12 protein-coding genes are annotated in these 12,667 nt (G+C 77.0%); 10 read left to right on the top strand and 2 right to left on the bottom strand.

The genetic code is table 11. The features are described from left to right. Nucleotides 1–97 precede the first annotated feature (97 nt). Nucleotides 98–634 (top strand): RNA polymerase sigma factor, encoded by a 537-nt coding sequence (locus JD79_RS06360; RefSeq protein WP_211307887.1) that lies wholly within the window; start codon nucleotides 98–100, stop codon nucleotides 632–634. Next, a complete protein-coding gene (locus JD79_RS06355) occupies nucleotides 624–1,808 on the top strand; it encodes a hypothetical protein (protein ID WP_110004833.1) in 1,185 nt (394 codons plus the stop codon). The genes JD79_RS06360 and JD79_RS06355 overlap by 11 nt, the downstream gene beginning before the upstream one ends. A gap of 64 nt (nucleotides 1,809–1,872) precedes the next feature. Here JD79_RS06355 and JD79_RS06350 read toward each other — a convergent pair whose 3' ends face one another. Continuing rightward, entirely contained in the window at nucleotides 1,873–3,042 is a 1,170-nt protein-coding gene (locus JD79_RS06350) for an HNH endonuclease signature motif containing protein (RefSeq protein WP_110004832.1), read from the bottom strand. 191 nt (nucleotides 3,043–3,233) lie between these two features. Here JD79_RS06350 and JD79_RS06345 point away from each other — a divergent pair, with 191 nt between their 5' ends. From JD79_RS06345 to JD79_RS06320, 6 genes are read left to right on the top strand one after another with little or no spacing between them, the layout of a single operon-like run. Next, nucleotides 3,234–4,145 carry an aldose 1-epimerase family protein gene (locus JD79_RS06345; protein ID WP_245899814.1) on the top strand — a complete coding sequence of 304 codons (912 nt, stop codon included), beginning with the start codon at nucleotides 3,234–3,236 and terminating at the stop codon, nucleotides 4,143–4,145. A gap of 1 nt (nucleotide 4,146) precedes the next feature. Next, complete coding sequence (locus JD79_RS06340) at nucleotides 4,147–4,863, top strand: MOSC domain-containing protein (RefSeq protein WP_110004830.1); 717 nt, start codon at nucleotides 4,147–4,149, stop codon at nucleotides 4,861–4,863. Nucleotides 4,864–4,879: 16 nt separating this feature from the next. Then, entirely contained in the window at nucleotides 4,880–5,095 is a 216-nt protein-coding gene (locus JD79_RS06335) for an RNA-binding S4 domain-containing protein (RefSeq protein ID WP_185938146.1), read from the top strand. Further along, a complete protein-coding gene (locus JD79_RS06330; protein ID WP_245899812.1) occupies nucleotides 5,092–6,552 on the top strand; it encodes an RNB domain-containing ribonuclease in 1,461 nt (486 codons plus the stop codon). Before JD79_RS06335 ends, JD79_RS06330 begins: the two co-directional genes overlap by 4 nt. Further along, nucleotides 6,549–7,745, top strand: coding sequence for a pyridoxal phosphate-dependent aminotransferase (locus tag JD79_RS06325; protein WP_110004829.1), 1,197 nt, complete (start codon nucleotides 6,549–6,551; stop codon nucleotides 7,743–7,745). The genes JD79_RS06330 and JD79_RS06325 overlap by 4 nt, the downstream gene beginning before the upstream one ends. 22 nt (nucleotides 7,746–7,767) lie before the next feature. Next, nucleotides 7,768–8,529 carry a nitrilase-related carbon-nitrogen hydrolase gene (locus JD79_RS06320; protein ID WP_110007485.1) on the top strand — a complete coding sequence of 254 codons (762 nt, stop codon included), beginning with the start codon at nucleotides 7,768–7,770 and terminating at the stop codon, nucleotides 8,527–8,529. Here JD79_RS06320 and JD79_RS06315 read toward each other — a convergent pair. Beyond that, nucleotides 8,526–9,575 carry a DUF2382 domain-containing protein gene (locus JD79_RS06315; protein WP_110007484.1) on the bottom strand — a complete coding sequence of 350 codons (1,050 nt, stop codon included), beginning with the start codon at nucleotides 9,573–9,575 and terminating at the stop codon, nucleotides 8,526–8,528. The genes JD79_RS06320 and JD79_RS06315 overlap by 4 nt on opposite strands. A gap of 125 nt (nucleotides 9,576–9,700) precedes the next feature. On the opposite strand from JD79_RS06315, the gene JD79_RS06310 reads away from it, so the two are divergent. Together JD79_RS06310 and JD79_RS06305 are read left to right on the top strand one after the other, a co-directional pair. Continuing rightward, nucleotides 9,701–11,311, top strand: coding sequence for a CYTH and CHAD domain-containing protein (locus tag JD79_RS06310; RefSeq protein WP_110004828.1), 1,611 nt, complete (start codon nucleotides 9,701–9,703; stop codon nucleotides 11,309–11,311). Between the two features lie 166 nt (nucleotides 11,312–11,477). Then, nucleotides 11,478–12,662, top strand: coding sequence for a metallophosphoesterase (locus JD79_RS06305; protein WP_110004827.1), 1,185 nt, complete (start codon nucleotides 11,478–11,480; stop codon nucleotides 12,660–12,662). Nucleotides 12,663–12,667: the final 5 nt, after the last annotated feature.

The following is a 12,667-nucleotide window of genomic DNA, read 5'->3' as shown; positions in this document are numbered from 1 at the left end:
GAGGGTCAGCGCGGTCGGTGTAACGATCGGCCGGAGCCGGACATGTGGGTGTGTGATCACGATGCACGGGCCGCCGCCCCCGAGGAACCCCCGACGCGTGCGCCCCGACGAGCTGTTCGAGGAGGCCTACCGCGCCTCCGGGACCGCCGTGCTCGGGTACGCGCTGCGACGGTCGGTCAGCCGCGAGGACGCCTACGACGTCGTGGCCGAGACCTTCGCCACCGCCTGGCGGCGGCGGGCCGACCTCCCCGCCGAGCCGGACGAGGTGCGGCCGTGGCTGTTCGGCATCGCCCGCCGGTGCCTGGCCAACACCGCGCGCGGCGCCGAGCGCGCCGGCCGCCTCGGGGCCCGGCTGGGCGACGCGCTGGCGGGCGCCGAGGTGCCCGACCCCGCGGTCCTCCACGAGCACTCGACCGACCGCCGGCGGCTGACCGACGCGCTCCGGCAGCTGTCCCCGGAGGACCGCGAGCTGGTGACGCTGATCGCCTGGGAGGGCCTGACCCCGGCCCAGGCCGCCACCGCCCTCGGGCTGGCCGCGGGCACCGCCCGCGTCCGGCTGCACCGCGCCCGCACCCGGCTGCGCGCCGCCCTCGCCCCCTCCGCCGACGTCGAGGAGACCTCCGGTGCTCACTGACCGCGATCTGGACGCCCTGCTCGCCGGGGCCGCCGGCGTCTCCGATGCCGACCTGCCGGCCCTGCCCGAGGAGTTCCTGGGGCAGGTCACGGCCGACGCCGGGCTCGCCCTCGTGACCGGCCGCACCGCTCCCGGGGAGCCGGCGTCGGTGGTCGCCGCGCGGCAGCTCGCCGACGAGGCGCGCGACCGGCGCGGCGCCGGCCGCCCGCGGCGGCGGCGTCCGGGCCGCAGGACCCTGCTGCGCGTCGGTGCGGCGGTGGTCGCCGTCGCAGCGGCGTGGACGACGGCCGTCGTGGTGACCTCACCGGGCCCGGACCCCGCGCTGGTCCCCGTCCCGTCGACCACCGCCCCTGCGGTGCCGGGCGGGATCGACCTGGTCGCGGCGGAGGCCGTCACCTTCCCGGTGTCGGTCGAGGCGCCGCCGGAGGGTCTGACGCCCTACTACAGCCGCCGCGGGGGGATCGCCGCGTACGGGAGCACCCCGCCGTTCCACGTCGCCGCGTACCTCGACGTCGATCCCGTCACCGACCGCCCCGGCTCCACCGGCGCGGGGCAGCTCGTGCTCTCCCTCTACCCCGAGGACCCGCGGTCGTCGGAGGAGTACGGGTTCTGGCCGGAGGGTGCGCCGACCGGGACGGCCGACGTCGACGGCGTCCGGGCGCAGGTGTGGCGAGGGGAGGGCACCGTCAGCCTCCTCTGGGAGCGGCCCGACGGGCAGTGGGTCTGGCTGTCGGGTGAGGGTGCGCAAGCCCGGACGGAGGCGCTGGTCGCGGTGGGGGAGTCGATCGTCGACCGGCCGCGGCCGGTGGGCCTGCAGTTCGGCCTCGCACCCGCCGGGTGGTCGGTGGGCGGCTACGAGGAGAGTCGCAGCCTGGACCTGGTCAGCGACGTCGATCCCGCCCTGCTGCTGCGGCTCAGCGCGGTCAGCCCGCAGTACACCGGGGCGCTCGACGAGCTGCTCGACGGGATGCCGACGGCCGCGCCGGTGGAGACGGTGGTGGTCCAGGGGCGCCCGGGCCGGCTGGCGCTCCTGCGGGGCGACGTCGGCACCCCGCCCTCCTGGACGCTCCTCGGCCAGCTCCCCGACGGGCGGTTCTTCCGCCTCCTGGCACCGCGGGAGTTGACCCGCGAGCAGGTGCTGCAGATCGGCGAGCAGGTGACCGCCGCGCCCTGACCGCGGGCACGCCTGCACGGCCGTCCGCTGGAGTCCAGCGGGGCGGCCGTGCAGGCGTCGTGGGTCACGCGGCGACGAGCGCCGCGGGTGGGGTGATCTCGGTGCCGTCGGGTCGCCAGGTGTGCCATCGGCCGTCGGGTCGTCGTTCGACGCGGAAGCCGTGGTGGACCTTGGTGTGGTGCCGTTCGCACAACAGTGCTGAGTTCTCCAGTGAGGTCTCGCCGCCGTCGATCCAGTGCACGAGGTGGTGGACGTCGCACCAGTGCGTGGGCGCTCCGCAGCCGGCGAACACGCAGCCCCCGTCGCGCAGCTCGGCCGCGCGGCGCAGGTGGCGGTCGGCGAGGCGGTGTGCGTGGCCGAGGTCGAGCGGCGCGCCGTCGGGGCCGAACACCACGCGGGAGACGGCGCCGTCGCAGGCCAGCCAGCGGGCGCGGGCGGCGGAGATGACCGCACCGGAGCCCATCTCGGCGGCGCCCCGCCCGGTGGCCGGGTCGGCCAGGTCCTCCAGCTTCACCACCACGGCGACCTGCGGCCTGTGCCCGCGCAGGGTGGGCAGGCCGCCGGCGGCGAGGACGTTGTCGCACAGCTGCACCAGGGCGTCGCCCTGCCGCTGGGCGCGGGTGCGCTCGTCCCCGGCGGGCCGGTCGGCTTGCACGTGGGCCTCCAGTGCCGCCTGCAGCCGCTCGCCGCCGACGGCGTCGAGTTCGCCGCGGATCGACAGGCTGCCGTCGGCGTGCCTGGCCAGCGTCAGCGAGCGGCCCTCGGTGGGGTCGGGTTCGGGGCCGTCGGGGTCGAGGTCGTCGCAGTAGCGCTGCACCACCTGCACCAGGTCGCCGTGGGGCTGCTCGACCGCGACCCCGGTGACCACCGCGTCGATCACCGCCAGCTCCACCCCCTGCTCCGCGGCTGCGGCCAGCCGCGCCGGTGTGACCGCGCGGGCGGCGGCAGCGACCTGCTCGGCGGACACCAGGCCGGCGTCGTGCGCCTCGGCGAGGGCGGGCAGGTGCGCCAGCGCCCGCCCGTTGCGCACCAGCCGTGCGGCCTCGGCGGCCGACAGCCGGCAGTGCCCGCGCAGCCAGGAGGCCATCGACGTCAGCCCGTCGCGCTCGGGCGCCTGGGACAACTCCACCGCGCGCACCCGGCGGGCCAGGGTGGCGTCGATCCGGTTGCGCTCGGCGACGAGTGCGGCGACGTCGTCGAGGACGTCCCCGCTTCCCAGATCACCCGAACACACGTACGAAGTCTACGACCGCAGGACCCGCACCGCGACCGGTATCCGCAGGTCAGAAGCCTGTCCACAGGATTCCCGCGGCGCTCGACGCCAGCGGTCCCCTGATGTGGCCGGCGAGGTCCGGCGGGGGGCGCGGTCCAGGTCGTGGACCGGGCGGTCGGTGTGGTGGGCTGCCGGGTATGAGCGTCCCGCCCATGACCGCCTGGCCGACCACCGAGCCGGCGGAGGTGGAGCTCGTGAGCGGCGACGCCCGCCTCGCCGTCGACCTGCGCGGGGGCGGGCTGCGCGCCCTGACCGTCGGCGGGTGGGACGTCCTCGACGGCTATCCGGCCGGCGCGGTGCCCGCCGGCCGGCGCGGCGGCGTCCTGCTGCCCTGGCCCAACCGGCTCCGCGACGGGCAGTGGACCTGGGAGGGGAAGCAGCTGCAGCTCGACGTCGCCGCGCCCGGCAAGCCCGCCGCGCACGGCCTGGTCACCTGGCAGTCGTGGTCGGTGCTCGCCCGTCACTCCGACGCCGTCACCGTCGGCACCGTCGTCGAGGCCCGGCCGGGCTATCCCTTCCGCCTCGCCGCGGCGGTCGACCACGCGCTCGGGAACGACCGGCTCACCGTCACCGTCCGGGTCCGCAACGCCGGCGACCGGCCCGCTCCGTTCGGCGTCGGCATGCACCCCTACCTCTCCGTCGGCGCCACGGACGACGGCGGGATCGGCGACGCCGAGCTCACCGTCCCGGCGCCCACCGCCCTCGACCTCGACGGCGGCCTGCCCACCGGCACCCGCCGGCCCTTCGACGGCGCCGTCGGCCGGATCGGCGAGCGCGCGCTCGACGACGCCGTCACCGACCTCGACCGCGACGACGACGGGTGGGCACGCGTCCGGCTGCGCGGCGCCGCCGGCACGCTCGAGCTCGCCGTCGACCGGGCCTGGCCGTGGCTGCAGGTCTACAGCGGCGACACGCTCCCCGAGGGGCAGCGGCGCCGCAGTCTCGCCGTCGAGCCGATGACCTGCCCGCCCAACGCGCTGGCCGACGGCGTCGACCTCGTCGTCCTCGACCCCGGCGAGAGCTGGGCGGGCACGTGGACGCTCTCGTGGACGGCGGCTGCCTGACGTGCGGGTCCAGGAGCTGTGGCGCTACCCCGTCAAGTCGCTGCAGGGCGAGCGGGTCGGCGCCGCCGACGTCGGGCCGGAGGGTCTGGCGGGCGACCGCCGGTGGGCGCTGTTCGACCGGTCGACCGGCTTCGGCCTCACCGCCCGCCGCCACCCGGACCTGCTCTTCGCCTCCGGCCGGCTGCGCGCCGACGGCCGGGCCGAGGTGGTCCTCCCCGACGGCACGGTCACCGCCGACGACGACGTGCTGTCGGACTGGCTCGGCCGGCCGGTGACGCTGCGGTCGGCGGACGCCGAGCGCGGGCCGCGGCAGTACGAGAACCCGGCGGTGGTCGGGGACGACGCCGAGTACGACTGGGACGCCTTCGAGGGCGCCCGCGGCGCCTTCCACGACAGCTCGCGCATCCGCGTCTCGCTGGTCTCCACCGGCACGCTGGGGACCTGGGACCGGCGGCGGTTCCGGGCCAACGTGCTGCTCGACGGCGAGGGCGAGGACGACCTGGTCGGGTCGGCCGTGCGGCTGGGGACGGCGGTGCTCGACGTCGTCAAGCCGGTCAGCCGCTGCGTGATGGTGACCCGCCCGCAGCCCGGCGGCATCGGCCGCGACACCGGCGTCCTCAAGACCGTCCACCGGCAGCGCGGCGGCGAGCTGGCCGTCGGTGCGCTGGTGCCCGTGCCCGGCCGGGTGGCGGTCGGCGACGCGCTCGCGCGGCTCTGAGGGCACCATCGCAGTCGTGCGCACCGTGGAACTGCGTCCCGGCGAGGACTCCATCCGCCTCGGGCAGCTGCTCAAGCTCGTCGACGCCGTCCCGACCGGCGCCCAGGTGAAGGACGTGCTGGTCACCGGCGACGTCCGGGTCAACGGGGAGCCCGAGGACCGTCGCGGCCGGCAGGTGCGCCGGGGCGACGTCGTCTCGATCCCCGGTGCCGACGACGTGCGCGTCGCGTGACGGCCGCCGCGGGTTCCACGTGGAACGAGGACCGCGTCCCCCTCGCGGTGCCGCGCTGGCCCGAGGCCGCGCCCGCCGGGCCGGACTTCGCGGCCATCCGGGCGGAGTTCGACGTCCCCGGGGACTTCCCGCCCGAGGTGCTCGCCGAGGCCGAGCGGGTGGCGGCGGCGCTGCCGTTGCCCGACCTCGACGCCACCGACCTGCCGCTGGTCACCGTCGACCCGCCCGGCAGTCGTGACCTCGACCAGGCCGTGCACCTCGCCCGGGACGGCGGCGGCTACGTCGTCAGCTACGCGATCGCCGACGTCGGCGCGGTGGTCGCCCTCGGCGGCGCACTCGACGCCGAGGCCCGCCGCCGCGGCCAGACCCTCTACAGCCCCGACCGGCGCACGCCGCTGCACCCGCCGGTCCTGAGCGAGGGCGCGGCCAGCCTGCTGCCGGGTGAGGTCCGCGCCGCGGCGCTGTGGACCGTCCGGCTCGACGCCGACGGCGGGGTGCGCGCGGTCGACCTGCGCCGCGCCCGCGTCCGCAGCCGCGCCCGGCTCGCCTATCCCGACGTCCAGGCGCAGGCCGACGCCGGCACCCTGCCCGACGCGATCGCCCTCCTGCCGGAGGTCGGCCGGCTGCTCGAGCAGGGGGCGGCCGACCGCGGCGCCATCGAGCTCGGCACCCCCGAGCAGCAGGTGGTGCGCGGCCCCGACGGCGGCTGGACGCTGGTGGCCCGCGCCGACCTCCCCGTCGAGGGGTGGAACGCGCAGGTCTCGCTGCTGACCGGCCGGGTCGCGGCGCGGCTCATGCTCGACGGCGGCGTCGGCGTGCTCCGCACACTGCCGCCGGCCCGGCCGGAGGACGTCGCGCGCCTGCGCCGGCTGGCGCCGGCGCTCGGGGTCGACTGGCCGGCCGGGACCGGGGCGGGACGGGTCCTCGCCGGCCTCGACGTCGCCGACCCCCGCCACGCGGCGTTCCTCGAGGAGGCCGCCGCGCTGCTGCGCGGCGCCGCCTACACCCCGTTCGACGGCGCCCCGCCGGAGCAGACCGGCCACGCCGGGGTCGGCTCGACGTACGCGCACGTCACCGCGCCGCTGCGCCGGCTGGTCGACCGGTTCGCCACCGAGGTCTGCCTCGCGCTGGCCGCCGGCCGCGAGCCCGACCCCGCGGTGCGCGCCGCCCTGCCGGAGCTGCCCGGTCTCATGACCGCCTCCGACCGGCGCACCCGGTCGGTGGAGCGGGCCGCCGTCGACGCCACCGAGGCGTGGCTGCTCGCCGGCCGTGAGGGCGCGCTGTTCGACGCCGTCGTGGTCGACGCCGACGGTGACCGCGGCACCGTCGTCCTCGCCGAGCCGGCGATCCGCGCCCGCTGCGTCGGCGCCGCGCTGGAGCCCGGCTCCCGCGTGCGGGTCCGGCTCACCGAGGCCGACGTCGCCCGCCGGTCGGTGCGCTTCGAGGTCGTCGCGTGAGCCGGGCGCCGTACCTGGCCGGCCGGCTGCAGGGCTTCGGGACGACGGTCTTCGCCGAGATGAGCGCGCTGGCGGTGGCCACCGGGTCGATCAACCTCGGCCAGGGCTTCCCCGACACCCCCGGTCCGGCGGAGGTCCTCGACGTCGCCCGCGCCGCCATCGGCACGATGGCCGACCAGTACCCGCCCGGCCCGGGCACACCGGAGCTGCGGACGGCGATCGCGGCCCACGTCGAGCGCTTCCGCGGCCTGACCTACGACCCGGACACCGAGGTGCTGGTCACCGCCGGCGCCACCGAGGCCCTCAGCGCCGCGATGCTGGCGCTGGTCGAGCCCGGTGACGAGGTCGTCGTCTTCGAGCCGGTCTACGACAGCTACGCCGCGGCCGTGGCGATGGCCGGCGGCGTGCTCCGCCCGGTGCCGCTCACCCCGCCACCGGCCGACACCGAGGGCGCGGTCTGGACTTTCGACCCCGCCGACCTGCGCGCCGCCGTCACCCCGCGGGCGAAGCTCCTGCTGCTCAACACCCCGCACAACCCGACCGGGAAGGTCTTCAGCCGCGACGAGCTCGACCTGGTCGCCGAGGTGGTCCTCGCGACCGGCCTGCTGCTGGTCACCGACGAGGTCTACGAGCACCTGGTGTTCGACGGTGCCACCCACGTCCCGCCGGCCACGCTGCCCGGGCTGCGCGACCGGACGCTGGTGGTCGGCAGCGGCGGCAAGACGTTCAGCACCACCGGCTGGAAGGTCGGCTGGACCTGCGGGCCCGCGCCGCTGGTGGCCGCCGTCCGCACCGCCAAGCAGTTCCTCACCTACGTCAACGCCGGGCCGTTCCAGCCGGCGGTCGCCGCGGGCCTGGCCCTGCCGGACGCGTACTTCACGGGGATCGCCCGCGACCTGCAGCGGCGCCGCGACGTCCTGGTGGCGGGACTGCGCGCGGCCGGCCTGCCGACGATCAGCCCGGAGGCCACCTACTTCGCCACGGTCGACGTCCGCGGCGTGCAGCCCGACGGCGACGGCCTCGCCTTCTGCCGCGCGCTGCCCGAGCGGGCGGGCGTGGTGGCGGTGCCGGCCGGGGTCTTCTGGACGGCCGGCCACGCGCACCTGGGCCGGCACCTGGTGCGGTTCGCCTTCTGCAAGCGCGACGAGGTGCTCGACGAGGCGGTCGGCCGGCTGGGCAGGATGTCGGCATGAGGTCCGGGACGGGGTGGGCGCGATGAGGTTCGGCGTGGTGCAGCACGACATCGTCTGGGAGGACCGGGAGGCGAACTACGCCCGGCTGGCGCCCCAGATGGCCCGCGCGGCCGCCGCCGGCGCGGAGTTCGTGCTGCTCAGCGAGACGTTCTCCACCGGCTTCTCCATGACCCCCGGCATCGGCGAGCCCGAGGACGGCCCCTCGGCGTCCTTCCTGCGGGCGCAGGCCGCCGAGCACGGCGTGTGGGTGGCCGGCACCTGCCCGGAGGTCGCGCCCGGGGCGGACCTGCCCTACAACGCCTTCGTCCTCGCCGGCCCCGACGGCACGGTGCACCGCTACCGCAAGCTGCACCCGTTCACCCACGGCGGCGAGGCCGAGCGCTTCCGCGCCGGTGAGGGCCCGGTGACGGTGACCATCGGCGGGCTCCGGGTCACCCCGTTCGTCTGCTACGACCTGCGCTTCGCCGACGTGTTCTGGGCGGCCGCGCAGGACACCGACGTCTACGTGGTGACGGCGAACTGGCCCTCGGCGCGCCGGCACCACTGGACGACGCTGCTGCGGGCACGCGCCATCGAGAACCAGGCCTACGTGGTGGCCTGCAACCGCGTGGGCACCGGCGGCGACGGCCTGCACCACGCCGGCGACAGCCGGGTGGTCGACCCGATGGGCGAGGTGCTGGCCGCCGCGGCGGGTGGCGAGACGCTCGTGCTCGCCGACGTCGACGCCGCCGAGGTCACCGCCACCCGCGAGCGGTTCGCCTTCCTGGCCGACCGGCGCGGCTAACGGGTCTGCGGGGACCGGGTCTGGTCGACGACGATCTGCTCCCGCTGCACCTGCTCGGTGATCCGCTCCTGGCCCTGCACGACCTCGGTGGCCAGCCGGACCCGCTCCACCGGCACGACCTCGACCGACACCACGGGGCGCTCGGCGTGCAGCACGACCTCGGCCGGCAGCCCGCCCGGGCCCGACGACGGCGCGCCGCCCTGTGCCGTCCCGCCCTGGGCCGTCCCGCCCTGTGCCGTCCCCGGTTGTGCCGTCCCCGCGTACTGCTGACCGTCCGCGGGGGCCAGCGACTCACCGGGGAGGTCCGGGGCGTCGATCGGCACGTGCTCGACGCGGATCTCCTCCCGGCGGATCGGCACGGTCACCTGCACCTCCTCGGTGACCACGTACTTGACCAGCCGCACGCGCGTGGCGGCGACCTGCTCGGTGCCGACCCGCAGCTGCTCCTCGCTGCGGGTCATGGCACCGTCGGTCGCGGCGTGCTGCGGGGTGTGCCCGGCGGTGTGCTCGACCGCGGGCGGTGGCGCGGCCTGCTCGGTGGTGGTCCGCGCGCCCGCGGCCGGCTGGGGGACCGGCCGGGTGCCCAGGTCGGCCACCGCGGTGTCCGCCATCGCGGTCCCCGCTCCGACGCCGGCCGAGGAGGTGCCGGTCACCGCGCCGCCGGCCACGGGAGCGCCGCCCACCGGGGCACCGGTCAGGGCGGCGTCGCCCGTGGGAGCGCCGGTCTGCGCGGCGCCGCCGGTCAGCCCGTAGTGCGTCCGCAGCGCCGCCTCGTCCTCGGGGTCGAGGTGGTCCCCCCCGGTGATCGGCGCGTTCTTCACGGCGTCCCTGTGCACCGGCACGACGAGGACGCCGTCGTCGAAGGTGGCCTGCGTGGCGGGGACGATGGAGTGCTTGGTGCCGAACAGCCCGGTGCTCACGGCGACCCAGGTGGGAGCGCCGGTGCGGTCGTCGACGAAGAAGCTCTCGACGGTGCCGATCTTCTCGCCGTCGGGCCCCTGGACCGTGCTCCCGATCGCCGCGGACAGGTCTCGCTCGCTCAACACGCTGCTCGCCTCCTCCGTCGACGCCACGGTCTGGCGTCTTCCGCGGGGGAGTGCCCTGTCCGGAGTGCCGCGACACCCCGCGCACGCCTACGGTCGTTCCTGACGATCACGACGAGGAGGACGACGTGGGCAGCGGACAGCTCGAGGTCGAGCGCAAGTTCGAGGCGGGACCGGACGTCGTCCTGCCCGACCTGACGGTGGTCGACGGCGTGGTCTCGGCAGGGGACCCGGAGACCCACGAGCTCGACGCCACCTACTTCGACACCCCGGACCTGCGGCTGGCCCGTGCCCGGATCACCCTGCGCCGGCGCACCGGCGGCACCGACGCCGGCTGGCACCTCAAGCTGCCGACCGCCGTGGCGGGCTCCCGCCGGGAGCTGCACGCCCCGCTGGGCACCCGGCGCACGCTGGTGCCGCGCGCGGTCACCGAGCCGGTGACCGCCGTGCTGCGCGGCGCCCGGCCGGCGCCGGTGGCCGTCCTGCAGACGACGCGGCAGGTCACGCACCTTCTCGGTGACGGCGGCACGGTGCTCGCCGAGGTCGCCGTCGACACGGTGACCGGCACGGCGCTGGCGCCCGACCCCGAGACCCCGGCGACCGTCATGACCTGGCGCGAGATCGAGGTGGAGCTCGTCGAGGGCGACACGGCGCTGCTCGACGGCGTCACCGCGGCCCTCGGCACGGCCGGCATCCGGCCCTCCGACCTCCCGTCCAAGCTGGCCCGGGTGCTCGCCGACCGGCTCGCGGCGCTGACCCCCGCCCCGCCCGCCCGCCCGGCCGCCCCGGCCCCGGAGAGCGGCAGGAAGGGGAAGAAGGGCAGGAAGCGTGCCGTCGGGGGGCCGACGGCTGCCGAGGTCGTGCTCGGCGCCCTCCGCGCCCAGGTCCAGGCGCTGCAGACCGCCGACATCGGCGTCCGCACCGGCGACCCCGAGGGCGTGCACGACCTGCGCGTGGCCTGCCGCCGGCTGCGCAGCATCCTCGCCGCCTTCCGGTCGGTGCTCGACCGCACCGCCACCGACCCGGTCCGCGACGAGCTGCAGTGGATCGGCGCCGAGCTCTCCGGCGCCCGCGACGGGGAGGTGGCGCTCGAGCACCTGAAGGCCGTCGTGGCCGCCCAGCCGGTCGTCCTGGTGCGCGGCCCGGTCGCCGCGCGGCTGCAGCAGACCGAGGTCGCCGACGTCGAGCGGGGACGCAGGGCGGCGGTGCGGGCGCTGTCGGACCGGCGCCACCTGGCGCTGCTCGACACGCTGGACGCCCTGCTCGCCGACCCGCCGCTGGCCGAGGCCGCCGGCGAGCCCGGGCGCACCGTCCTCGCCGACGCCGTCAAGCGCACCGGCAAACGGCTGCGGGCGCGCATCGACGAGGCCCGGGCCCGCGAGGCCGACGACCCGGGCGCCCACGAGGAGGAGTCCGAGCACGCGCTGCACGAGGTGCGGAAGGCGGCCAAGCGGGTCCGCTACACCGCCGAGGTCGCCGCGCCGCTGCTCGGTGCGCCGGCCGAGGCGCTCGTGGCCTGCATGAAGGAGGTGCAGGACGTGCTCGGCGAGGCGCAGGACACCGTCGTCGCCCGGCAGTGGTGCCTGCGGCTGGCCGCGGCCGCCGTGGGGGCCGGCGAGGACACCTTCACCTACGGCCGGCTGCACGCGCTGGAGGAGCTGCGCGCCGAGCACGCCGACCAGCGGTTCTGGGCGACGGAGCCGACGCTGCGGGCCGCGGTGAAGGCCGTCCGGGCCTGACGCGCGACCCCGAGCCGGGGCGGGAACGTCCGGGCCCGGCCGGTCGTCTCCCCTGGCCGGGGGCGTCCACCGCCCCCACTCCCTGTCCTCCCGAACCGGAACGAGGCCCGTCCTGTCCCTGATCGCTCTGCTGGGGTTCGGGACGGTCGTCCTGCTCGCCCTCCTGGTGCTGCACGGCTACCTCTGGTGGCGCCTGGTCCGCGGCACCACCCGGCCGGGACGGACGCGGCGGCTGCTCACCTGGCTCACCGTCGTCCTGGGCCTGCTGCCCGCCGCGGCGGTGCTGCTGCGCCGCAACGTGTCCCTGTCGGCCCAGGAGCCGCTGGCCTGGGTCGGCTTCACCTGGCTCGGCATCGCCTTCTACGCCTTCCTGGCACTGCTCGTCCTCGAGCCGGTACGGCTGCTGCTGCGCCGGTCGACCCGCGCCCGGGTCCCCGCCCAGCCCGCGGCGGCCGGACCGGCCGCGACCGGGCCGGCCGCGGATCCCCTGCCCGCTCCTCCCGACCCGTCGCGGCGGCTGTTCCTCGCCCGATCGCTGGCCGTCACCGCCGGCGCGGTCGCGCTGGGCACCGCCGGCACCGGCGTCTACCTGGCCAACTCCGCGCCCGTCGTGCGGCGGGTGCCGATCACGCTGCCCCGGCTGGACCCGGCGCTCGACGGGCTGCGGATCGTCACCTTCTCCGACGGCCACCTCTCGGCCACCTACGGCGGGCGGCGCTTCGAGCGGCTGGTCGAGACGGTGAACGCCCAGCGCCCCGACGTCGTCGCGATCGTCGGGGACCTGGTCGACGGCGAGGTCGACGAGCTGCGGGAGGAGGTCGCCCCGCTGGCGGACCTGGTCAGCGGGCAGGGCGTCTACTTCGTCACCGGCAACCACGAGTACTTCGTCGACACCACCGCGTGGCTGCGGCACCTGTCCACCCTCGGCGTCGACGTGCTGCGCAACGAGCGGGTCGCGATCACCCGCGGCGGCGCGTCGGTCGACCTGGCCGGGATCGACGACCGCACCGCGGCGTCCTCGGGCGTGCCCGGCCACGGGGCGAGCGTCGACGCCGCCCTCGACGGCCGCGACGACGGCGTCCCGGTGGTGCTCATGGCCCACCAGCCGGTGCAGGTCGAGCAGGCGCGGGCCGCCGGGGTGGACCTGCAGCTGTCCGGGCACACGCACGGCGGGCAGCTGTGGCCCTTCGACTACGCCATCCGGCTCGACCAGCCCGCCGTCGAGGGGCTGTCGCGCCACGGCGACACGCAGCTCTACGTCACCTCCGGTGCCGGCTACTGGGGCCCGCCGATGCGGATCGGCGCCCGGCCCGAGGTCACCGTGGTGGAACTCCGGGCACCGGGAGGGTGAACGCG

Origin of the sequence: Geodermatophilus normandii (assembly GCF_003182485.1) — a bacterium.
In the GTDB taxonomy this organism is placed as follows: domain Bacteria; phylum Actinomycetota; class Actinomycetes; order Mycobacteriales; family Geodermatophilaceae; genus Geodermatophilus; species Geodermatophilus normandii.
Note: the sequence above shows the minus strand (reverse complement) of the source record. Positions and strands in the feature narration are given on the sequence as shown.